This window comes from Rhizobium sp. 62_C5_N11_2, assembly GCF_051811185.1.
In the GTDB taxonomy this organism is placed as follows: Bacteria; Pseudomonadota; Alphaproteobacteria; order Rhizobiales; family Rhizobiaceae; genus Rhizobium; species Rhizobium leguminosarum.
Genome location: NZ_JBPWPW010000002.1, coordinates 621,046 through 642,639 on the forward strand (window position 1 = coordinate 621,046; position 21,594 = coordinate 642,639).

Annotated in this window: 28 protein-coding genes, 1 pseudogene and 1 riboswitch; of the genes and pseudogenes, 9 read left to right on the forward strand and 20 right to left on the reverse strand. The window is 59.6% G+C overall.

Annotation, left to right across the window (positions count from 1 at the left end; translation table 11 throughout):
- Positions 1-24 precede the first annotated feature (24 nt).
- The 3 genes from AB8B31_RS26490 (at position 25) to AB8B31_RS26500 (ending at position 2,253) form a co-directional block, all read left to right on the forward strand.
- Positions 25-621, forward strand: a complete 597-nt coding sequence (locus tag AB8B31_RS26490; protein WP_131591286.1) for an isochorismatase family cysteine hydrolase — start codon at positions 25-27, stop codon at positions 619-621.
- A 63-nt stretch (positions 622-684) separates the two neighbouring features.
- Positions 685-984, forward strand: coding sequence for a putative quinol monooxygenase (locus AB8B31_RS26495; RefSeq protein WP_131591287.1), 300 nt, complete (start codon positions 685-687; stop codon positions 982-984).
- A gap of 267 nt (positions 985-1,251) precedes the next feature.
- Positions 1,252-2,253, forward strand: coding sequence for an IS30 family transposase (locus tag AB8B31_RS26500; RefSeq protein ID WP_112903108.1), 1,002 nt, complete (start codon positions 1,252-1,254; stop codon positions 2,251-2,253).
- 86 nt (positions 2,254-2,339) lie between these two features.
- Here AB8B31_RS26500 and AB8B31_RS26505 read toward each other — a convergent pair whose 3' ends face one another.
- The 8 genes from AB8B31_RS26505 to AB8B31_RS26540 all read right to left on the reverse strand — a co-directional run bounded on the left by AB8B31_RS26505 (position 2,340) and on the right by AB8B31_RS26540 (position 8,566).
- Entirely contained in the window at positions 2,340-2,633 is a 294-nt protein-coding gene (locus AB8B31_RS26505) for a type II toxin-antitoxin system RelE/ParE family toxin (protein ID WP_131591470.1), read from the reverse strand.
- A gap of 2 nt (positions 2,634-2,635) precedes the next feature.
- Positions 2,636-2,914 (reverse strand): type II toxin-antitoxin system ParD family antitoxin, encoded by a 279-nt coding sequence (locus tag AB8B31_RS26510; RefSeq protein ID WP_131591469.1) that lies wholly within the window; start codon positions 2,912-2,914, stop codon positions 2,636-2,638.
- Between the two features lie 248 nt (positions 2,915-3,162).
- Complete coding sequence (locus AB8B31_RS26515) at positions 3,163-3,738, reverse strand: dihydrofolate reductase family protein (RefSeq protein ID WP_131591468.1); 576 nt, start codon at positions 3,736-3,738, stop codon at positions 3,163-3,165.
- 588 nt (positions 3,739-4,326) lie between these two features.
- Entirely contained in the window at positions 4,327-4,623 is a 297-nt protein-coding gene (locus tag AB8B31_RS26520; RefSeq protein ID WP_131591467.1) for a type II toxin-antitoxin system RelE/ParE family toxin, read from the reverse strand.
- On the reverse strand, positions 4,620-4,886 hold the full coding sequence (locus AB8B31_RS26525) for a type II toxin-antitoxin system ParD family antitoxin (RefSeq protein WP_027686802.1): 267 nt from the start codon (positions 4,884-4,886) through the stop codon (positions 4,620-4,622). The genes AB8B31_RS26520 and AB8B31_RS26525 overlap by 4 nt, the downstream gene beginning before the upstream one ends.
- A gap of 209 nt (positions 4,887-5,095) precedes the next feature.
- Entirely contained in the window at positions 5,096-5,860 is a 765-nt protein-coding gene (locus AB8B31_RS26530) for a slipin family protein (protein ID WP_131591466.1), read from the reverse strand.
- Between the two features lie 28 nt (positions 5,861-5,888).
- On the reverse strand, positions 5,889-7,238 hold the full coding sequence (locus tag AB8B31_RS26535) for an NfeD family protein (protein ID WP_131591465.1): 1,350 nt from the start codon (positions 7,236-7,238) through the stop codon (positions 5,889-5,891).
- A gap of 413 nt (positions 7,239-7,651) precedes the next feature.
- Entirely contained in the window at positions 7,652-8,566 is a 915-nt protein-coding gene (locus AB8B31_RS26540) for a LysR family transcriptional regulator (protein ID WP_131591464.1), read from the reverse strand.
- 112 nt (positions 8,567-8,678) lie between these two features.
- On the opposite strand from AB8B31_RS26540, the gene AB8B31_RS26545 reads away from it, so the two are divergent.
- On the forward strand, positions 8,679-9,071 hold the full coding sequence (locus tag AB8B31_RS26545; protein ID WP_131591463.1) for a limonene-1,2-epoxide hydrolase family protein: 393 nt from the start codon (positions 8,679-8,681) through the stop codon (positions 9,069-9,071).
- A 281-nt stretch (positions 9,072-9,352) separates the two neighbouring features.
- Here AB8B31_RS26545 and AB8B31_RS26550 read toward each other — a convergent pair whose 3' ends face one another.
- From AB8B31_RS26550 to AB8B31_RS26605, 12 genes and pseudogenes are all read right to left on the reverse strand, one after another.
- Positions 9,353-9,496, reverse strand: coding sequence for a hypothetical protein (locus AB8B31_RS26550; protein ID WP_165504952.1), 144 nt, complete (start codon positions 9,494-9,496; stop codon positions 9,353-9,355).
- A 127-nt stretch (positions 9,497-9,623) separates the two neighbouring features.
- Positions 9,624-9,839: pseudogene (locus AB8B31_RS26555) on the reverse strand (AAA family ATPase); the annotation flags it as partial.
- Between the two features lie 132 nt (positions 9,840-9,971).
- Entirely contained in the window at positions 9,972-10,211 is a 240-nt protein-coding gene (rpsU, locus tag AB8B31_RS26560; RefSeq protein ID WP_018517427.1) for a 30S ribosomal protein S21, read from the reverse strand.
- Positions 10,212-10,543: 332 nt separating this feature from the next.
- Positions 10,544-11,569 (reverse strand): GlxA family transcriptional regulator, encoded by a 1,026-nt coding sequence (locus AB8B31_RS26565; RefSeq protein ID WP_027686797.1) that lies wholly within the window; start codon positions 11,567-11,569, stop codon positions 10,544-10,546.
- Between the two features lie 71 nt (positions 11,570-11,640).
- Positions 11,641-11,904, reverse strand: coding sequence for a hypothetical protein (locus AB8B31_RS26570; protein ID WP_042954725.1), 264 nt, complete (start codon positions 11,902-11,904; stop codon positions 11,641-11,643).
- A gap of 1 nt (position 11,905) precedes the next feature.
- A complete protein-coding gene (locus AB8B31_RS26575) occupies positions 11,906-12,631 on the reverse strand; it encodes a CbtA family protein (protein ID WP_131591462.1) in 726 nt (241 codons plus the stop codon).
- Between the two features lie 13 nt (positions 12,632-12,644).
- A complete protein-coding gene (locus AB8B31_RS26580) occupies positions 12,645-12,833 on the reverse strand; it encodes a CbtB domain-containing protein (protein ID WP_027686794.1) in 189 nt (62 codons plus the stop codon).
- A gap of 165 nt (positions 12,834-12,998) precedes the next feature.
- Positions 12,999-13,325 carry a nitrile hydratase accessory protein gene (locus tag AB8B31_RS26585; RefSeq protein WP_018245357.1) on the reverse strand — a complete coding sequence of 109 codons (327 nt, stop codon included), beginning with the start codon at positions 13,323-13,325 and terminating at the stop codon, positions 12,999-13,001.
- A 9-nt stretch (positions 13,326-13,334) separates the two neighbouring features.
- Positions 13,335-13,952: a nitrile hydratase subunit alpha gene (gene nthA / locus AB8B31_RS26590; protein WP_131591460.1), complete on the reverse strand. Its 618-nt coding sequence runs from the start codon at positions 13,950-13,952 to the stop codon at positions 13,335-13,337.
- 43 nt (positions 13,953-13,995) lie between these two features.
- Positions 13,996-14,739: a nitrile hydratase subunit beta gene (nthB, locus tag AB8B31_RS26595; RefSeq protein ID WP_131591459.1), complete on the reverse strand. Its 744-nt coding sequence runs from the start codon at positions 14,737-14,739 to the stop codon at positions 13,996-13,998.
- Between the two features lie 37 nt (positions 14,740-14,776).
- Entirely contained in the window at positions 14,777-15,277 is a 501-nt protein-coding gene (locus AB8B31_RS26600) for a DUF1097 domain-containing protein (protein ID WP_018245354.1), read from the reverse strand.
- Between the two features lie 38 nt (positions 15,278-15,315).
- A complete protein-coding gene (locus AB8B31_RS26605) occupies positions 15,316-16,290 on the reverse strand; it encodes a CobW family GTP-binding protein (protein WP_018245353.1) in 975 nt (324 codons plus the stop codon).
- A gap of 617 nt (positions 16,291-16,907) precedes the next feature.
- Positions 16,908-17,040, forward strand: a riboswitch (TPP riboswitch).
- A 99-nt stretch (positions 17,041-17,139) separates the two neighbouring features.
- On the opposite strand from AB8B31_RS26605, the gene thiC reads away from it, so the two are divergent.
- Genes thiC through AB8B31_RS26630 form a run of 5 tightly spaced genes read left to right on the forward strand, consistent with a single transcriptional unit; the run spans position 17,140 to position 21,524 of the window.
- On the forward strand, positions 17,140-18,963 hold the full coding sequence (gene thiC / locus AB8B31_RS26610; RefSeq protein ID WP_439007574.1) for a phosphomethylpyrimidine synthase ThiC: 1,824 nt from the start codon (positions 17,140-17,142) through the stop codon (positions 18,961-18,963).
- Positions 18,963-19,940: a glycine oxidase ThiO gene (gene thiO, locus AB8B31_RS26615; RefSeq protein WP_168339280.1), complete on the forward strand. Its 978-nt coding sequence runs from the start codon at positions 18,963-18,965 to the stop codon at positions 19,938-19,940. Before thiC ends, thiO begins: the two co-directional genes overlap by 1 nt.
- Before the next feature lie 4 nt (positions 19,941-19,944).
- Positions 19,945-20,142, forward strand: coding sequence for a sulfur carrier protein ThiS (gene thiS / locus AB8B31_RS26620; protein WP_105008713.1), 198 nt, complete (start codon positions 19,945-19,947; stop codon positions 20,140-20,142).
- A 3-nt stretch (positions 20,143-20,145) separates the two neighbouring features.
- Positions 20,146-20,919 carry a thiazole synthase gene (locus tag AB8B31_RS26625; RefSeq protein ID WP_168339281.1) on the forward strand — a complete coding sequence of 258 codons (774 nt, stop codon included), beginning with the start codon at positions 20,146-20,148 and terminating at the stop codon, positions 20,917-20,919.
- Entirely contained in the window at positions 20,916-21,524 is a 609-nt protein-coding gene (locus AB8B31_RS26630; RefSeq protein ID WP_168339282.1) for a thiamine phosphate synthase, read from the forward strand. Before AB8B31_RS26625 ends, AB8B31_RS26630 begins: the two co-directional genes overlap by 4 nt.
- Positions 21,525-21,594 lie beyond the last annotated feature (70 nt).

Consider the following 21,594-nt stretch of genomic DNA (forward strand, 5'->3'; position numbering starts at 1 on the left):
AACCAGAATTCCAAGGAGTATACCATGACCGACCCATCCAATAGCGCGCTGATCCTGATCGAATATGTCAACGACTGGCTCTCCCCGACCGGCGGCATTTATCCGGTGTTTCAGGACCGGGAGCAGGTCGACACCGCGATCGCCAATTCGAAGATCATCCTCGAAGAGGCCCGCCGTCGCGGCCTGCACGTGATCCACGCCTCGCTGAAGTTCGAGCCGACCTTCAAGGTGCTGGGCGAGGCCAAGTACGGCCTGCGTAAGATGACGCGCGACCATGGCGCGTTCCTGGGCGAGCAGGCCGATTTCTTCCCCGGCTTCGAGCCGGCGGAAGGCGAGCATGTCGTTCGCGAGCGCGCCGGCGGCAGCAGCGTCTTCGTCGGAACCACGCTCGACGGTTACCTGCGCAACAACCGCATCAATGAGATCTACCTGTCGGGCTTTTCGCTGCGCCAGTGCGTCGAGTCTTCGATGCGCAATGCCCACGACCTCGGCTACCACACCAACGTCATCTACGACGCGTCGGCCGGCTATACCCGCAAGCAAAAGGACGACTTCGTGGCGGAGATCGCACCCTTCTACGCCAACGCTATCACCACGCAGGAATTCGTGTCGCACGAGTGAACTACCACCGCCCGGCCCTTTCAGGGTCGGGCCTTGGTTTATCAAAGCTTCGGAGGCACTACGATGATTGGATTGATGGTCGAACTCGCAGTCACGCCTGACAGCGGTGCAGCATTCGAACGTGCCTTCGCCGTTCAGGCGGCTGCGGTACAGGCCAACGAACCGGGCAGCCGCCTGTACGAACTGTTCAAGTCGACCACTCTGTCTGACAGCTACACGCTCGTTGAAATCTACGAGGATGATGCCTCGCTTCAGGCGCACCGCGCATCGCCGCACATGGCGGCCAATCGACCGCTGACCGCGCCCTTTCTGGCCGGGCCGCCCGCCATGCAGGTGTTCGAGGTCATCGCGCACCGCCTCTGACCGGTGCGTTGGCCGGGCCTCTTTTACCGAGGCGAGCCCATAGCTGACTTACCCGAAAGTCGCATCGGTTGAGTTTGCCGAACCGTCGCTTACATCTGGGCGTGGTTGCCCAATACTTGGACGACTATTTCTCGCATAGAACGAAGGTAACCTTAACTTAAGAGTTCCATAAATATGCTTACGCCTGAAAACGCATGCAATCGGTACATTCTATTTCCAAGTGCGACATGCCAGTAATTTCAATGGCTTCACTTTGGAGATTTTGGCATGTCTCGATGCTATACGCAGATCACCCTTGCCGATCGCCGACGCCTACATCAGCTGGTGGCGGCAAAAGTTCCAGTCAACGAGATGGCCCGTCAGCTTGGCCGTCACCGCTCGACGATTTACCGCGAGATCAAGCGCAATACGTTTTGTGATCGCGAACTGCCGGACTACGACGGCTACTACAGCACGGTTGCTCACGATATCTCCAAGGAGCGGCGACGCCGGCTGAGAAAGCTGCGGCGCCACCCGAATTTACGCACGGAGATCATCAACCAGTTGGAGGCACGCTGGTCTCCAGAGCAGATCGCCGGGCGCCTGTTGTCGGAGGGGCTCAGTCTTGTTCGCGTCTGCAAAGAGACAATCTATCGCTTCATCTACAGCAAGGAAGAGTATGGGCTAGGCCTCTATCGCCATCTGCCCGAAGCGCGCCGCAAACGTCGTCCATTGCGCTCCAGGAAGCCCCGCGACGGTGCGTTTCCAGCCACTCACCACATATCCCAACGGCCTGATTTTATTGGTGATAGATCGCAGTTTGGGCATTGGGAGGGCGACCTCCTCATCTTCGAACGTCCACTTGGCCATGCCAATGTCACTTCCCTTGTGGAGCGCAAGAGCCGCTATACCGTTCTCATCAAGAATCCGAGCCGGCACTCGCGCCCAATCATGGACAAGATCATCAGAGCGTTTTCTCCTTTACCGGCGTTCGCGCGTCAAAGCTTCACATTTGATCGCGGGACCGAGTTTGCCGGGTTCAGGGCTTTGGAAGAAGGGATCGGTGCCTGCAGCTGGTTTTGCGACCCAAGTGCGCCTTGGCAAAAAGGAACAGTCGAGAACACCAACAAGCGCATTCGACGCTTCCTGCCAGGCACGGCAGATCTGGCAATTGTGTCGCAAAGCGACCTTCTCCACCTCACGCGCCATATCAACGATCAACCGCGCAAATGCCTCGGATACAAGACGCCGACCGAGGTGTTTATGGCGCATTTGCACGAAGATAGGTGATCCCCTATCCTGCAAAACAGGCATGATGCACTTGGGTTAGCTTCTCCAATCCGAGATCTTATATGAGGGGTACCGCGAGCCCGCCGTTATATAATCACTTTGGAGGAAATCTTTCTGCGCCCGTGCAGGACGCGGACGATTTCAATGGCCCTGCCACTGAGCCGATAAAGAGTCAGATACTCACCTGAAACGAGATGCCGAATGCCTGGCGCGATATCGTCGCGCGCAACCCCCGAGTAGGGGTGTCGGGCGAGATTGTCCCAGCGTGCTTCAATCGCGTCAAGAACACGGTCAGCCGCAGATATGTTGTCAATGGCTATGTAGGACCATATCTCGATCAGGTCCTCGTCCGCACGATTGGTTCGGATAATTGGAAGCATGGTTAGCGTTCGTGTCGTGCAGATTTTAATCGCTCGAGCGCTGCAGCTTTTACCTCTGCCATTGTCGTGCGGGAGCTTGGGCCGCTTTCGATGCCCTCCTGTACGAGCGCTCGCAGATCCTCGACGGTGTAGCCGAGCAAATCTCGTCGCTCCTTCCATTCGCGGACGGCATCACGGATGGCTTCACTCGTCGATGCATATTCGCCAGCATCGACCGCGCTTCGCACAAAGCCCGCCATTTCGGATGTCAGTGCAATCGTAATTTTCTCGACCGTCGCCATAGTTTCCAGCCTCCGATTTTACTGCTGAATGGTATGCGATTAGCGTACCGTACGCAAGTCATGACCATTTCATTCGAAGCAGCACACAACGCCGGGAGCCGATTGATTATCCATTCCGTCCCAGTCGCCAACCAGTGGTCGTAGGTTCGAATCTATTCAAGGCGTGGGATTTGAACCGACGACCTTGCTGTTACAAGACCTATCTGTTTCAAATGCTTTAGTAATCAGACATGGCTGGTTGCGTTCGCTTACTTCACAATGCGATAGGCGATATGCCGAGCGAGCGGCGTGTCGAGCATGCTGGTGGGCTCAAGCGTGATCTGATTGGGCATCGTGTCGAACAGCCGAGTCCCAGCACCAAAGAGCACCGGCACGATATGCAACTCGATTTCGTCGACAAGCCCGCCGGCCAGTGCTTGGCGAAAGACGTCGGCTCCACCCATGAGGCTCACATCCTTGCCTCCGGCCGCCGACTTCGCCTGCTTCACCGCGTCGGGAATTGAACCAGCCGCGTGATAGATTCCAGTGCTGTGCGAGGCGAGTAAAGGCCGGTGGGTGACGACGAAAAGCGGCAGCTTTAACGGCCCCGTCGGCCCGTTCTCGTCCCAGTATGGGATCGAGTCGTCATAGCATTTGCGCCCGCAGATCACGGCGCCAACATTGCTGGTGAGGCGCTGCACATATGCATCGCCCTCTGCACCGCCGTTGAAGAACCATCCGTGAAGAAATTCGCCGTTCTTGCCGAGCGGTTCCTCCCTGGTCTGGCTTCCTGCGGTAATAAAGCCGTCGAGCGACATGCTGATATTGAAAGCGACCTTGGTCATGTGCGTTCTCCGTGACCGGTTGAGGTTACGCCTTCAAGACGTATGAGTGTCGGTCAAATCTACATCTGGAGCAACGAATAACTCGTCGCGGCCTTTTGATGCGTCCGAACTCCTCGGCCATTTCGGGCTTACGGTGTTGATCCGGATGCTGCGGGTCGAGGCTAAGAGCGGCGGAGCGGACGGGGCCATCGACTTCGCCGTTTGCGACCGGGAAGCCGGTCGCTGCTAGGGTCGGATCGTCGAAGAGGTAATCCGACATAGGGCGCACCTTCGTCCGAGATCAGCGGATGGTCCTGCGAGGTGATGCGAACAGTTAAAAGAACCGCAGCGGTGTCCCCCCACGCCTTTGGCCCATCGCAAGTACCGGCTGTAGAGCGTCTTCTTGGGTCCATAATCGGCCGGCGCGTCGATTAGCCAGCGATATGCGTCGGCGTCGTACCATGAAACCTTCAAAGGTGCAGGCGGGCCGGTTCCTATCTCATCAACTGCATGACTGTGGAATGGCTGATCCGCGCGATGACACTGAGACGAGGGTAGCCGCTTAGCTCGGCTTTAGTGCGCGAGGTCGCCCCGGATCTACCCATTAAATTATTCGCCGAACAGGATTGCGCCATAGTCCGTGGCGCCGTGCAGGATATGGACGATGATCACCTTCGCGTTCTCGACGCGGTAGAAGATCAGATAGTTGCCATGAACGCGTCGGCGGATACCATGGTGCTCGTAGCGGGGAACGAGGGCGAAACCGTTGGGGCTGTCGACGAGGTCTTCGCAATTGCTGCGGAGCTCCCGGACGAATGAAAGGGCGCGGCGTGGATTGTCCCATGCGATGCAATCGGCAATCTGCTCAAGATCGTTCTCCGCCTCGTCGGAAAATTCAAGGATCATGCCGATTTTTCGGCCTGATCAGCCATCACACTGTACTTTGCCTCGAGCCGGTCGAAGACATCGCTCGCTGGCTTGGTCCGGCCCGCCTCGGCATCGGCAATGCCGCGCATGATGGAAGCATCCAGTGCGGCAAGCCGGGTCTCCCGGTCCTGAACCAGTCGAACACCTTCGCGGAGGACTTCGCTTTTCGAGCCATAGCGACCTGTGTCGACAAGTTGCTGGATATAGGTTTCGAGCTGCTTTCCCAGATCGGCACTAATCATTCTGCTCTCCATCGGTTTTGATGGAGACAAGATATGTCGTTTATCAACTATTATCAAGCGTGATCGTTCTCTCTCTCTCTCTCTCTCTCTCTCTCTCTCTCTCTCTCTCTCTCCTGCTGTCCGCGCCGGCCATTGCTACCTCAGCAATCTGGCTGAAGCACCTTGACCGCAGGACCATCGCTCCATCCGCAAAAACAATGCAGGCGTCGTCATCGGTCGGGTTTGGGCGGCATCAAATTGCCGAACTCCATCGGAAAAGGAAATATGATCGTCGAGGTCTTTTCGCCGGCGATGACGTTCAATGTACTCAAATAACGAAGTTGCATGGCCTCGGGTTTCCTGGCGAGGATTTCGGCTGCTTCAAGCAGTTTGGCTGCAGCCTGCTGTTCGCCTTCGGCATTGATGATCTTGGCGCGCCGCTCGCGCTCGGCTTCCGCCTGCCGGGCAATTGCGCGGATCATCGATTCGTTGATGTCGACATGTTTGATCTCCACATTGGCGACCTTGATGCCCCAGGCATCGGTCTGGGCGTCGAGGATTTCCTGAATGTCGATGTTGAGCTTGTCGCGTTCCGCCAGCATCTCGTCGAGGTCATGTTTGCCGAGCACCGAGCGCAGTGTCGTCTGGGCGAGCTGGCTCGTCGCCATCATGAAGTCTTCGACCTGGATCGTCGATCTCTCGGGATCGACGACCCTGAAATAGATCACCGCGCTGACGCGGACCGAAACATTGTCATGCGAAATGACATCCTGGCCGGGCACGTCGAGCACCCGCGTGCGCAGGTCGACCCGCATCATCTGCTGGACATAGGGGATGAGCAGGATCAAGCCAGGCCCCTTGACACCGGTGAAACGGCCAAGCGTGAAAACCACGCCGCGTTCGTATTCGCGCAGGATCTTGATCGCAGATGCGACGACGACGAGCAGAATAAAGATGATCACAAGATAGAAGGCGAGATCTGCAAACATGCCCATGACTTTTTCTCCTGCATTCTGAAGGCCGTCAGGCCTCCTGCGAACTGCGGACCACTTCGAGCGTCAACCCATCCCGGCCGGTCACTTTCACACGGTCGCCGGTGGCGAGCGGCTCAGTTGAAATGGCCTTCCAGCGTTCGCCATGAGCGATGACGAAGCCCGAGATGCCCGTCCAGCTGTCGACCCTGCCTGAAATTCCGATCATCTGCTCGCCGCCGGTGACGACATCGTGCCGGCGCGAGATGAAGGCGAGACGGGCAATGACAAGGCTAAGAGCGAGGCAGGCGACGGCGATTGCGCCAAGCACCGACCAGGAAACCTTAAGCCCGGGTATGTCCGTGTCGAACAAGATGGTAGCGCCGAGCACCAGTGCGATGCCGCCGCCGACGCCGAGCGCGCCGAAGGACGGCGAATGCGCCTCGGCCACCGTCAGACCCACGCCGAGAATAATCAGCCCGAGGCCCGCAAAACTCACCGGCAGCAAGGCCAAAGCATAGAGACCAAGCAGCAGGCAGATGCCGCCGATCGTTCCCGGCACCAGCGTCCCGGGCGTCAGAAACTCAAAGATCAGGCCGTAGATACCGACCATCATCAAGATCAGCGCGATGTTCGGATCGGTGATCACCGAAAGCAGGCGGGTTCGCCAGTCTGGTTCAAGTTCCTGGACGATGAGACCCGATGTTTCGAGCCGGACATCCGTTTGACCTACCCGCACGACCCGGCCCTGCGCCTGTGCGAGGAGATCGTTTATATCGGCCGCCGAGAAATCTATGACCTTCTCACGCAGAGCTGCGGCGGAGGAAAGGCTCGCGGCCTCGCGCACGGCGCGCTCCGCCCAGTCGGCGTTGCGATTACGCAGTTCCGCAAGACCGCGGATATAGGCCACCGCATCGTTGATCGCCTTTGCCTCGCCGGCATCGCGCGGCACTTGCCGCTGCTTGCCGGTCGTATCAGGGCTGTCGTTTCGGTCACCATCGGATGGTCGGCCGCCAAGTGCGATCGGCGTCGCCGCACCCAGATTGGTGCCTGGTGCCATTGCCGCGATATGGCTTGCGTAAAGAATATAGGTGCCGGCGCTGGCGGCTCGTGCTCCGCTGGGTGCAACGAAACTCGCGACCGGTATCGAGGAGGCAAGGATCGCACGAATGATGTCGCGCATCGACGTGTCGAGACCGCCGGGCGTGTCGATCTGCAGGACAACCAGGCTGGCGCCACGTTCATTGGCCCGTTGAAGGCCGCGTCTTACATAGTCGGCCGTCGCCGGGCCAATCGCCCCGTTCATCTTCAGGACTATGGCGACACGCTCAGCTTCAGATGCGGGCGTCGCCAGGCCCAAAGCCGAGAAGAACGTCAGCAGCAAAGCAAGGATTGACGGCATCCACCGCCAAAGCTCCAAACGCCACACAATCGTCCGCCGGACTCTCATATTCTGAAATATATGGCAGAACTGCGAAACGGTAAGAGACAAGTCTTTTCTCTGCGCCAGTCAAGCGCGGCTAGAAACATTGCAAGCGCCCCCCGCAGCACAATCCCATCCGCATGTGATCAGTTCGAGCGCTGCGACAGAGCAGGTCTCGGACCTCCGAGGGTTCGCCGATAGCGAAAAAAAGCCGCTCGGCCGTTAGAGCCGAGCACGATGGCGCAGGACATGATTGAACCGATGGACGCCGAAGGTGTTGAACGCTTCCATATCCTCAGCCATGACCTTGGTGGCCCGGCCTCCGTCGCGCCGGCCTATTTGGCAGGTGACAGGGCAATCTCCCATTTCGTTCTTCGGGCTTTCGCGTTTTGTCAATCAGTTATAGGTAACGCCAACTCGCTTATGAGATTGTCGATCATCCACCTCCCACCCTGCCCGGGCGGCCGTGATCGCTTAAAAGCAATTGACAGGGGTATTGGCTTCCACCCATCCGGTGAATTCTCAACTTCGGTCCGAGGTCTCCGGAGGCGTCCTGTCTTCAAATCCTCTTCGACGAGATGGACTGGCATCAACCCCCACCCGAGGCCAGCACGCAGGAATTCCTGTTTCGAGCCCAGGTCGGCCACCCGCCAGACCTTCTGCGAAAACACCCCGAAAGATAGCCCAGTTGATCGAGAAGTCTTGTCTGATATTATAAGCTGGTTGTGCTGAGTTAACGCCGAATGCGTGATCGGTTCTCGTTCCATTGAAAGAGGATGGCTACTTCCGACGACGAGACACATGGGTATGTCGCAAAGCGGTGTCGTCACGAATTCGGAGGGCGCGTCGGGCAAGGTGCCAATGACCGCAAACGAAGCCTGGCTGTCCCAGACGGTTTGCAATGTCGATCCGAGCGACTCCGAATATACCGAGAGAGTGGTATGGGGAAATTCCCGCCTGAACCTGTCTATGACGGCTGTCAGTCTCGATGTTGGCAGCATCACATCCACCGCGAACGCAAGTTCCGCTTCTATGTGACCCTGAAAGTTCGCCGCCTTGGCTCTGAACGCATCGGCTGCATCGAGCGCAGCCTTAGCGTCCGGCAACAATGCCCTGCCATGTTCAGTCAGTTCGGTGCGCCTACCATTCTTCCGGAATAGGGCATAACCAAGTTGCGACTCCGTGGCTATGACGGCCTCGCTGACCGCCGACTGCGCCTTGCCGAGGAAGCGTCCGGCCGCTGAAAGGCCTCCCTGCTCCGCTACGGCGACAAATGCCCTTAGGCGCTCAAGCGAAACGTCTTTCATACCAGCCCCATCGGAAAGTCCGATAAAACATATCGAGTTTCATCGGCTTCTCAAGCGACCTCTTGATGCTTATTCGAAATGAACAGCAGCGCCGAAAGCAATGGAGACATCAATGCCAGACTCTACACCAATTGAGATCGCCGAGACGTTTTTCGGCCACTGGAATGCCAACCGCGTCGACGAGGCCTTGGCAATGCTCGCTTCCGACGTTGTCTACGACAACGTCCCGCTCCCTAATATCGTCGGCGCTGACGCCGTCGCGAAGTTCCACAAGGAGTTCGGCATCGGTACCGCATTCACCTTGGATTGGCAGGTGAAAGCGATCGCGGCAGACGGCAACGTCGTCCTGAACGAACGTGTTGACATCTTTCGTCACCAGAGTGGTGGTACCATTACGCTCCCCGTCATGGGGACCATCACGGTGGTTGACGGGAAGATTACCGTGTGGCGCGATTATTTCGACGCAGGTGATTTCGACCGGCAGCTGTCGCAGATCAAACTCTAAGCAGCAGAGCCAAGTCCATAAACACATCACCCTCCGCCGGGCCTTTCCAGCCCCGGGGCGCGGCCGTGCGCCCTCGCGCATCGCTAGGAGAACACGAATGACCCCTCCGATATAGCTCGCCGTGATGTGCTAACGCTGATGGCCGCTGGAGTCGCCGTTTGCGGCCTGCCGCAACTGGCAGCAGCGACTTCGGCCGCGAAGGGCGTTTCCAAATCACAGAAGGCGTCTCCGCAAAACGCCGTTTGGAATCACGACCAGGTGGCTCTGCTGATCATTGACTATCAGCCCGAGATGTTCGCCGCGATCCTTCGGGAAAAAGACCTCACAAAGGGAAACACTTTCGCGCTCTGCGCAAGAAACAGCCCGGCTGTAGGTGCGACGCTACGCAGCGCCGTTAAACCGATGCCGCTTACGTTGAAGCTCACGTCCAGACTTCCTGGTTGTGAGAAGCTCCGATGTAGTCTCCATGGAGAAACTTCCATTGCTCGTCCATGGAAAGAAGATCACAGATTAGGACGGCGAGGGCAACGTGGGGCCGGAACAGCGGTTACGCAACAGCTCGGGCGCGCGCTGGATTTCGTCGATGATCGCCCGGTCAAGACCGCGGACGAATCCGGCGGGATCGGACTGCGCAGCGGCGAGGACCGTCTGGTCGTCCAGCGTGATGTAGCGGTGGCTCTCATCATCCATCTTTCGCACGAGCGTGGTTTTGCCCGCCCGGCGAGGCCCGACGATCAGGACAATTGCGGTGGAATCATTTGCTGACATGCTCGCTGCCAACGCGGATCTCGAAGCTATCCGCTTGTCGTCGGACACCCCGTATGGCCTTCAGGAAAAGGACATCTCGGGCACGAGAAAGTCCTATCGTCGACAGACGAAAAATTCGTCGCCCGATCCCTGCTAGCGAGCGAAAGCTCTCGCCTTCTTGGGGACCGAGATACCGCTTTCCCGCTCAAGTTTTTTGCGAGCCAGCTTGCGGACACGCCTGATACCCTCGGCTTTTTCACGAGCACGTTTTTCGGAGGGTTTTTCAAAACGCTCCCGAAGTCTGGCCTCCCGGAAAACGCCCTCGCGCTGCAACTTCTTTTTCAAAAAACGGAGCGCTTGCTCAACGTTATTGTCACGTACCATAACTTGCATTCTAAACTCCCAAGGTCACTGACGCGCGCCTCATTAGATCTATGCACATTGATGATCAAGCCTTGCAAGACAGTTTGTCTAGATTCTCTGTCGCAACCGCTTTCAAGAGCACGGTCGCAAATGGCTAGAGTAAGCTCTGCGCGCGATTGGCGGGTCAGAAGTTCATATCCTCTCAAGAGCTAGGTTTTGTCAGGCCGCTGCGCATGAGAAACGCCAACGGTGATTGGTCTCGTTGCGTAAGTTTCGGATGCAAGATCACAACCGAATCCGCCGGGATTTTCCTCTGACCTGAGTCCCCCTTCAGTTTTCGGGGATCAGGGCATGAACGTCCATTACAATCGCAGCTCCTGTCGGCGCGGCTGGCGGGTCTCATAAACCATATACTTGGATCGTTCGATACCGGCAGGCGCGGAACGTTGAAAGCGGCCACGATAGTGGTTAGGGCTCACTCCGATCGTTCGCGCAAAGGCGCGGCGCATCGCATTGACGTCGCTAAAGCCGCACATGGCGGCGATCTTCTGCAGCGGCTGGGCGGTATCCTCCAGCAGACGGCGGGCAGCGTCGGTTCGCGCCGCCGTGACGAAATCCGCTGGCGTCATGCCGAGCTCGCGGCGGAACACCCGGGCGAAATTGCGTTTGCTCATGCCGATTTTCTGCGCCAGATCATCTACAGCGAGCGAAGCGCCGAGGTTTGCCAGCACATATTCCTGCGCCTTTTGGATCAGCGTCGTTTCCGACATCTGGCCGACGAGATGGGCGCTGAACTGCGATTGTCCGCCTGGACGCTTCATGAACATCACCATGTAGCGGGCAACGATCATCGCGACATCGCGCCCGTGATCTTCTTCGACCAGCGAGAGCGCCAGATCGATGCCCGATGTGACGCCCGCAGCCGTTATGAGTGCACCGTCGCGAATATAGATCGCATCGGGATCGAGATCGATTGCCGGAAAGTCCCTGGCGAACTTGCCGGCACATTCCCAATGCGTCGTTACGTTCTTTCCGTCGAGCAGCCCCGCAGCCGCCAACAGGAACACGCCGGTACAGATCGACCCGAAGCGCCGGACCGTCGGCACCCGCCGCTGCAGCCACGCGATAACCTCGGGATCGATCGTCTGGAACGACGGATCGCCAGCGACAAGCAGCGTGTCGATCGGCTCGTCCGGGTCGAAGATCGTCCGGTCGGCGAGGAACCGGAGTTTGCCCGTTCCGTTGACGGACGCCGCTCCTGTCGACATGATCTGTATGTCGTATGCATCCGTGTCGCCAAGCCTTTGGGCGGCTTCCCAGAAGACCTCGGCGGGGCCGACGATATCTAGAGACTGGACCCCGGGCGGGGAAAGAATAACAATGCGCATTGCCTTGACCCCTGTTGCGATGCGGATCCGGAAACGCCCGCATGTTCAATCCATGCAATTAGCCTGCCAGCTTACGAAAGGCTGCGGCGGATCTGCCGGCTGTCGAGATGAAAATTCCGCTGTGCCGGTGCCTCGCCGGCCTCGATCCTCTGCCGGGCGGCACTGAGCAACGCAGGGGCGTTCCGCCTGGCGAAGGCGAGGCATTCGTCCGGCGAAGGCCTGGCGCCGAGCAATGTCCGCAGCGCAAACCGGTGGACGAAACAGTGGCCGCCGTTGCCGGCGTCAAACTGCAGCGCGTCGATATCCTCGCGCCATGTCAGGTGCAACTCTTCCACCCTATGCCTCGAAACGCCGGAAGAACGTGCCCGTCAGCGATCCGAGCAGCGCCCAGAAGACGAGGCTGGTCATGGCTGCGGCGGCGATGAACTGATGTTCGAGCGCTTCCGGAGCCAGCGCATGCCGGCCCTCTGGCGCGGCTGGCGCACCGATCACATGCGGAGCCGCGATCAGCACGATGGCGGCGACCGCCGTCCACGGCTTCCTGTGAAAGGCGATCAGGGCGAGGCCGCAAGCCGTCGCAGCCGCCGTCGCTATCCACCAGACCTGCCGGTCGGCAAGCGGCGCGGATGGCGTGCCCGGCAGTTCGGGCGGCAATCCCAGCAACGGCGCGATCATCACGCAGGCAAAACCCGCCAGCCCCCACATCAGCCCTTCGCGCCAGCCGAGCGACTTGCCGCGCATCGAGATCAGCCCGGTCAGCGCCAGCGCATAGCCGATGGCAGTGAGAATATTGGCGGCCAGCGTGAAGGCCGTCCGCTCGACGCCGTCGGCCGGCTCCCAACCTCCCTCTTCATGGTCATGAGCGGCCATCGCCGCATGATCGTGTCCGGCGGGAATAGCGCCTGCGGCGCCTGCCGCCGGCAGTGCCTCACCCGCTTTCTCGTAGACTTCAGCCTTGGCGATGAGCTGGCTCGTGCCGAAGAACTGGACGGCCGTGACAGCGGTTCCGACGATACTGCCGACGAGCACCGCGGTGAAGACGATCGAGCGAAACAGCGACATTGTCATTCTCCTCTCAGTGGCACGGAAACGCGTTGGCGTGGCGCGTGTCATGCGCAGCATTGTGGACGATTTCGATATGCGAGAAGCCGACAAAGCCGACGATCATGAGGCCAAGGCAGGCGGCAATCGCCGACTGAAGCAGCCTCGTGGCGGAAGCGGTGGCAACAGGTGCCGAGGATGAGACGATATAGGGCGTGGACATCGGAAAACCTTTCGACATGGCGCCTTTGGCGCCGATAACATGTTGACTGAAGGGCCAGCGCATAACCCCGAAAATCGGAATCGATTTCGGAAAGGATCATGCGCCAATTCAAAGTGATAGAACGTCCTTGGCGCGTCCTGCGGGACGCGCGGCGCTCTATGGTGATCAGGCCGCGAAGGCGGCCTTGATCTCGTCTGCGTCGATGACGCCGGATTTCGCCACGGCCTTTTCGAGGGCGGCCAGGAACTGGTCATAATAATTCCAGGAGGATCGATCGACTGGATGGGCCGCTTCCCATGCGCTGATCGTGCTGATCAGCTCGTCGCGGAAGTCGTCCCATTCGAAGAAGCCGTCCTTGGCGAGCGCAAGCGCCATGCCGAAGGCCTTTCGCTCCCACTCGCTGCCGAAGCAGAGCGAGCCGTTCGCCCGCGGCGGGTTGTCGGTGCTGCCCATCATCTCGGTGACGGCGAAATGCTCGAATTGCGTCAGCATGTCCCCTCCTCACGCTGCCCTGGCGACGGCGACACCCATCATCGCTTCGGGCGTGACCAGGGCCTCGAGTTCCGCTTCGGAAAGCCCGTCCGTGCCGGCCGGGCGTTCCGGCACGACGAACCAGCGGATCTGGGCGCTGGAATCCCAGACCTTGATCTCGACCGCATCGGGAACCGCCAGCCCGAACTCCGTCAGCACGGCGCGCGGCTCGCGGGCGGCACGGCTGCGGAAGGTCGGGTCCTTGTACCAGTAGGGCGGCAGGCCGAGCACCGGCCACGGATAGCAGGAGCAAAGCGTGCAGATGATGAGGTTATGGACATGGGGGGCGTTGGCCACCGCGCGCATGTGTTCGCCCTCGGCACCCGCCATGCCCTCGGGCAACTGAAGTTCGGCGATGGCCTTCGGCGTGTCGGCGACGAGCCTGTCCTTGAACGCCGGGTCGACCCAGGCGCGCGCGACGATCTTGGCGCCGTTGAACGGCCCCATCTTTGTCTCGAAGAAATCGAGGACTGTATCGACGGTTTTGTCGGTGATCACGCCCTTTTTGATCAGCAGGGCTTCCAGGGCTTTGACGCGGGCGGTGCTGTAGGCTTCCCGGTCCTGGCGATAGTGAAAACGGTCCATCATTGTTGTGGCTCCTTGACTGGAATGGCGGCGACTGGTGTGCGTCTCAGGCGGCCTTGGAGGCTTCGCCGGCTTCCGGTGCCTCGACATAGTGGGCGTAGAGATCGGCATAGAGGCTGAAATTCTTCTCGGCATTATCGGGCCAGAGGTCACTCGGTTCGAAGCGAACGCAGTAGACCGGCATCGCCGCGCCGACGCCGTCGGGGCCGGTGTCGCAGAGATAGGTGTAAGCCCCGTCATAGACGGTCTCGATCGTTCCGAACTTGTTGCGGAGGAAACCGGGCAGCCTCGTATGCTCGACGGTCGGCACATCGCGGATCGCCACCGTATCGCCGACTTTGAATTCGAAGTTCACGCCGACGTCGCGCTTGGGGCTGTCGCCTTCGACTAGATATTGCACGACGCGCCGGTCGATCGCCTCATCGCCGGCCTCGTGCAGCGGCTTCGACGGCTCGTTGTAATATTCCTCCGTCAGCGCATCGAGCTCTTCTGCCGTGATATAGCCGTTGTCGATGAAGTATCCCGATATTCCGCCGAGCCACTTCTCGTAATAGCGAAACCTGAAATAATCGAAGGGATTGAGGGACTCCGCCCCTTTCCTGAGGTCCGCCCAGGTCCAGATGGTCTTGAACGTCGATGGCGTCTCGGGAAGCGGAAGCTGCGGCGACAGCGCCATCATCGCCGTATGGATGCCGAAGATCCTGGTTTCCCAGACATCGACGAAAACGCGCGTTTCGGTGCTCACGGGCCCCAGCCCCTCAAGGCCGCCAAGATAATGCTGAAGTTTCATGGGATCGTTCCTTTATGGTGAATGATGACGATGACGCTCAGGCGGTCGCGGATTTCTTGCCCGCCAGAAGCTGGGTTCCGATTTCCGAGAGCAGGCCGAAGACGCCGCCGAGCAGCATGGCGGCCATGGCGACGAGGGTCGGATGATTGAGACCTGAGGTGACGATCGTCGTGTCCGTCGCCGCGCTGGTGCCGACGAGAGAAGCGAAGCCGAAGACGATCGCCGGCGGAAAGTTCAAGATCGGGATGGCCGAGGCCAGGATCATTGCTGAGGTGCCGGCGCCGACCAGGATCGCCGCAAAGATCGGGTGGGCCGGGCCATACTGGATGATCAGCAGCGTGATCGAGGCGATGCCGATGCCGGTCCAGTTGGAAACGATCGATTTGACCAGACCCTGGTTTCCGCCGCCGCAGGCGAAGAACGACGCCCAGGCGATGAAGGTGACCCACACGGGAACGGGAAATATCGTCGCGGTGATATAGGTGTCGATGGCGCCGAGCACACCGAGGCTGATCATTGCGGCAACGAGCGGGGGCATGGGTCTGTCTCCTTGTTGAGGGGTTGGGCGGATGCGCATCAGGATGCCAGCGCGCGCTGCTGGCTGAGGCAGCTCATGAAGCCGTCTCGAAGCATCGCGTCGTCGAGGTTCCTGCCGATGAAGACGATTTCGTTGAGCCGCTTTTCCGATGGCCCCCAGGCCTTTCCGGGGCGTCCTTCAAGCGTCATGTGCACGCCGTGAAAGACATAGCGGCGCTGCTCGCCGTGGAGATTCAGCACGCCCTTCATGCGGAAGAGGTCCGTGCCGATCTCCTGAGCCAGGCGATTGAGCCAGACGTTCAGCGCCGCTGGATCGAGCGGGCCGAAGTCCTGGATCGCCACGCAACCGATGCTCTGGTCGTGCTCGTGTTCATGGTCCTTGAGAATATCGGGGTCGATAGACAGGATGTTCTTGAGGTCGAAGGCGCCGACGTCGAGCACCGCGGAGAGCTCGACCTTGCAATCCCTCGTCCGGATGATCCGGGCAAGCGGATTGATCCCGCGCAATTGCTGCTCGGTGGCGGCAAGGTCCTCGGCGCTCTCCAGGTCGATCTTGTTGAGCAGCAGCACGTCGGCAAAGCTGATCTGCTCCCTCGCCTCGTCCTGAGAGAGCTGTTGCTTCATATGGCGGGCATCGACGACGGTCACGATCGCATCAAGCTGCAGCCGCCTGGCGAGCGTTTCGTCGAGCAGGAAGGACTGGATAACCGGCGCCGGATCGGCAAGACCCGAAGTCTCGATGATGATGCGGTCGATTGGCCGTCCGGAGCGCAGCAGTTCGCCGATCGCGGCGATGAGATCGCCCCTGACAGTGCAGCAGATGCAGCCATTGTTCAGCTCGATGACCTCGTCCGCCGTCGGCACCACGAGCTTTCCATCGATGCCGACCTCCCCATATTCGTTGACGATCACCGCTACGCTCTCGTTTTCGATTGAGGTGAGCAGGTGATTGAGAAGCGTGGTCTTGCCGGTCCCGAGAAACCCGGTCAGAATTGTCGTCGCAAGCTTTGCCATGCCTCATCCCCTTGCCGTCCGAGCACGCCTCCGCCGTCTCGGCCAAATGACCGGGCTGAAAAGGCGGCTCCGCTGCTGTTTGCTGGTCTGATTACGCCGGAAGCGCCGATCAGACGAGGAGAATTACACTTGCAATACCGTCACGAGGCAAGAGACCTGATGTTTCATATTCGGCCAAATAAACCGCAGATTCTGCCAAAATGATGAGCTTTTTGATTTTTGATTAAAAACTGATCATACCGTCTAATTATTGATCTTATTGCCCCTTTCCCGATCATTGACAGGATGGGCATGAAAAACAGTCTGGTTTGCGCAGCTTTGGCGAGGGACGCCATGCGCAAGTTGGCTTTTCGAGGGCATTCTATTGTCGCCGGCGAAAGTGGTGCCGCTAGGGGTGGTCGGGTGACAGCGGATGGGCACCGAGCCGTTGGCGACTGCTTTGCGTTCCTGGAGGTTCTGGCGGGGAATTGGGCCGGCGCTGAGCATGCCACATTCGCTAAACTCCATGAAGCCAGTCAGCCCAGCGGCGCGATGAACAGAACTCAAGCGGTCGGGATATGGGTTCTGAATGGTGCCCTAAGGGCTTGACGGAGCGGCATTTCTCACAATAGCTTAGCCCTATTCACCAGGGGGGTCCCGCCAAGGGGCTGAGATACTGCTGGTCGGATCGGCTTTGGCCGCCCGAGGCGCAGTGACCCGTTGAACCTGATCCAGTTCATACTGGCGTAGGGACGGTGCGGGCGCTGCGGCAGCGAGGGCGGGTATCCGTCCTTCGGAATCCACGGCGTTTTTTCATCATTCCAACACTGGAACTGGGTCTCCAAACGTCAAAACTTGGAGCCTCGAACCATGAATATTGCAGCCACCAAACTCACTCCGGTCGTCACCACAGGTCCGCTTCCCGCCTCCGCGAAAGTCCTGAAAGCAGGCACCATTCATCCGGATATCCGCGTACCGATGCGTCAGATCGCATTGCATCCGACCTCTGGCGAACCGCCGGTCACTGTCTACGATTCTTCCGGTCCCTACACAGCAGAAGGCGCTGCAATCCGCATCGATGCAGGCTTGCCACGCATGCGCGAAAGCTGGGTTCTTGCTCGCGGCGATGTGGAATCCTATGCCGGCCGCATCGTCAGGCCGGAGGATAACGGCTTTGTTTCCGGCGACCGGCTGACGCCGGAATTCCCCGTTCGCAACCAGCCTTTCAAGGCGAAGGCGGGGAGGGCCGTTACCCAGCTCGCCTATGCGCGGGCCGGCATCGTAACGCCGGAGATGGAATTCATCGCCATTCGCGAAAACCTCGGCCGAGAGGCGGCCAAGGATGCTCTCATCCGCGACGGCGAAAGTTTTGGGGCCCATATCCCTGACTATGTCACGCCCGAATTCGTCCGCCAGGAAATCGCTGCCGGTCGGGCAATCATTCCCGCCAATATCAACCACCCGGAACTGGAGCCGATGATCATCGGTCGCAATTTTCTGGTAAAGATCAATGCCAATATCGGCAATTCGGCTGTCACCTCGTCGATGGAGGAGGAAGTCGAAAAGATGGTCTGGGCCATCCGCTGGGGCGCCGATACGGTCATGGACCTGTCGACAGGCCGAAACATCCACAATATCCGCGAATGGATCATCCGCAATTCGCCGGTGCCGATCGGTACAGTGCCACTCTACCAGGCACTCGAAAAGGTGAACGGCATTGCCGAGGACCTCACCTGGGAGGTCTATCGCGATACGCTGATCGAACAGGCCGAGCAGGGCGTCGACTATTTCACCATCCATGCCGGCGTGCGGCTCGCCTATATCCCGCTGACCGTCAATCGCGTCACCGGCATCGTTTCCCGCGGCGGCTCGATCATGGCCAAGTGGTGTCTGCACCACCACAGGGAGAGTTTTCTCTACGAGCATTTCGAGGAGATCTGCGACATCTGCCGCGCTTACGACGTTTCCTTCTCGCTCGGTGATGGCCTGCGCCCGGGATCGATCGCTGATGCCAATGATGCGGCGCAGTTCGCGGAACTGGAAACGCTCGGCGAGTTAACGAAAATCGCCTGGGCGAAGGATTGCCAGGTGATGATCGAAGGTCCCGGCCATGTGCCGATGCACAAGATCAAGGAAAACATGGACAAGCAGCTTGCGGTCTGCGGCGAGGCGCCCTTTTATACGCTCGGACCGTTAACCACCGATATCGCGCCGGGCTACGACCACATCACGTCCGGCATCGGGGCTGCGATGATCGGCTGGTTCGGTACCGCCATGCTCTGCTACGTGACGCCCAAGGAACATCTCGGCCTGCCGGACCGCAACGACGTCAAGGTGGGCGTCATCACCTATAAGATCGCGGCGCATGCCGCCGATCTCGCCAAGGGCCATCCGGCGGCGCAGGTGCGCGACGATGCGCTGTCGCGCGCCCGTTTCGAGTTCCGATGGGAGGACCAGTTCAACCTCTCTCTCGATCCGGAAACCGCCCGTTCCTTCCACGACGAAACGCTGCCGAAGGAGGCGCATAAGGTGGCGCATTTCTGCTCCATGTGCGGCCCGAAATTCTGCTCCATGCGGATTTCGCACGATATCCGCGCCGAAGCGCAGAGGGAGGGGTTGGAAGCCATGGCCGCCAAATATCGCGATGGCGGCGATCTTTACATGCCGGTCGAAAACCTTCCGGGTAACGCATAGTGTCTGCGTTTCTCGTCAAGGGGGCCGGCGTTGCCGGCCTGGCGGCGGCCCATGAACTCGTCAAGCGGGGCTTTTCGGTTGAGGTGATCGAGAAGGCCGGCGCGGAGGGGCTTGGCGCCTCGCATTTTGCTGGAGGAATGCTGGCACCCTATTGCGAACGGGAGGCGGCCGAAGAGGTTGTCCTGACATTGGGCCTGGGCGCGGCCGGGTGGTGGGAGGAGGCCGTGCCCGGCGAAGTTCGCCGCCGCGGTACTCTTGTCGTGGCGCAGCCACGCGACCTTCCGGATCTCGCCCGGTTTGCCACGCGCACGACCGGTCATGTCTGGATTGATCGCAAGGGCGTAACCGACCTGGAACCTGCCCTTGCCGGCCGCTTCGAAAAGGCTCTTTTCTTCGAGCAGGAAGCGCATCTCGATCCACGGCGCGCACTGGCCGGGCTAGCCGACAGACTCCGCGAGCGCGGCGTGTTCTTCCATTTCGGCGGACAAGAGCCGCAAGACCGGCGATTTGTCGGCGTGCTCGACTGCACCGGGCCAGCGGCGATACCGCGATTTTCCGGCCTGCGCGGCGTGCGAGGCGAAATGCTCTATCTGGAAACTGCGGATGTGACGCTTTCCAGGCCGATCAGGATGCTGCATCCACGCCATCCGATCTATATCGTGCCCCGCGACGATCACCGTTTCATGGTCGGGGCGACGATGATCGAGGCCGAAGATGACGGACCGATTACCGCGCGTTCGCTCATGGAATTCCTGAACACGGCCTACACGCTGCATCCGGCGTTTGGCGAGGCACGCGTTATCGAGACCGGGACTGGCATACGTCCGGCGTTTGCCAACAACATTCCGCAAGTAATCGAAACGGAGGAGGGGCTCGCCATCGCCGGCATGCATCGGCATGGCTTCCTGTTGGCACCCGCCATGGCTGTGCGGGCCGCCGATATTCTCCTCTCGCGACATTCACGTCTGAAGGGCTAACCCCGTGAAACTGATCATCAATGGCGAAACCCAGGTCTGCGAGGCCGTAACCCTGGCCGAACTTCTTCATGTTCTCGAATACGAGGGCGACTGGTTGGCAACCGCCGTCAACGGAGATCTCGTGCATCGCGAGGACCGAGCCGGCCACCGACTCGACGACGGTGATCGTATCGAAATCCTGTCCCCGATGCAGGGAGGTTGATCCATGCTTTCTCTTTATGATGCTGAGTTGTCTTCGCGGCTTCTGCTCGGTACGGCGCGTTATCCGTCACCGGCCGTCCTTGCCGAGGCGGTAAACCGGTCCGGTGCCGAGATCGTCACGGTCTCGCTTCGCCGCGAAACGGCCGGCGGAAAGATGGGTGGAGCCTTCTTCGAACTCATCCGCCAGCTCGCGGTGCACGTCCTGCCCAACACCGCGGGATGTCACAGCGCATCGGAGGCGATTCTGACCGCCAAGATGGCACGCGAAATATTTGGTACCGACTGGATCAAGCTCGAGGTGATCGGTCATCACGACAGTCTCCAGCCGGATGTGTTCGAACTGGTCGAAGCCGCACGCATTCTTTGCGCGGAAGGGTTTTGCGTATTTCCCTATACGACGGACGATCTGGTGGTCGGTGAAAAGCTGGTCTCCGTCGGATGCCAGGTCTTGATGCCCTGGTGCTCGCCGATCGGTTCTGCGGCAGGTCCGCGCAACCCGTCCGCGCTCACCGCCATGCGGAGCGCCTTTCCGGACATCCCGCTGATCGTGGATGCGGGTATCGGGAGACCGTCGCATGCGACAACGGTGATGGAATTCGGTTACGACGCGGTGCTGCTCAATACGGCGGTCGCCGTCGCGGGCGATCCGCCTGCCATGGCCGAGGCGTTTGGCAAGGCGATCGAGGCCGGACGGCTCGCTTATCTTTCCGGCATGCTGGAGCCGCGCGACATGGCGGTACCGTCCACCCCGGTTATCGGAAAGGGCGTTTTCGCATGAGACTCGATCCTTTCTATCTCATCGTCGACAGTTCCGAATGGATCGAACGTCTCGTGCCGCTGGGCGTCAAACTGGTGCAACTGCGCGTGAAGGATCGCCCGGACGAGATCCTGCGCCAGGAAATCCGCCGTTCGACGGCCGTTTGCGCAGCGGCGAATTGCCAGCTGGTTGTCAACGACTACTGGAAACTGGCGATCGACGAGGGATGCAATTTCATCCATCTGGGCCAGGAGGATCTGGTGGAAGCTGACCTCGATGCTATTCACAGAGCCGGCCTGAAACTCGGTCTTTCCACACACGACGAGGCGGAGCTCGACACGGCTTTGGCTGCGAAACCTGACTATGTGGCACTCGGCCCGATCTATCCCACCATTCTCAAGCAGATGAAATGGGCGCCCCAAGGTCTGGAACGGATCACGGATTGGAAGAAGCGTGTAGCACCCTTGCCGCTGGTAGTGATCGGAGGGTTGAATGTCGACAGGCTACAGGGCGTATTCGACGCGAGCGCTGACACCGTGGCCGTGGTCACCGACATCACGTTGAACGCCGATCCCGAAGCGCGGACACGCGAATGGATCGAACGCACGGCACCGTGGCGTTATTGAGGGTACCACCACGCTTCCGTCGTGCGCTCTCCAGGAAGTCCACGTTGTTTTTGGCGCAGTATCCCGATAT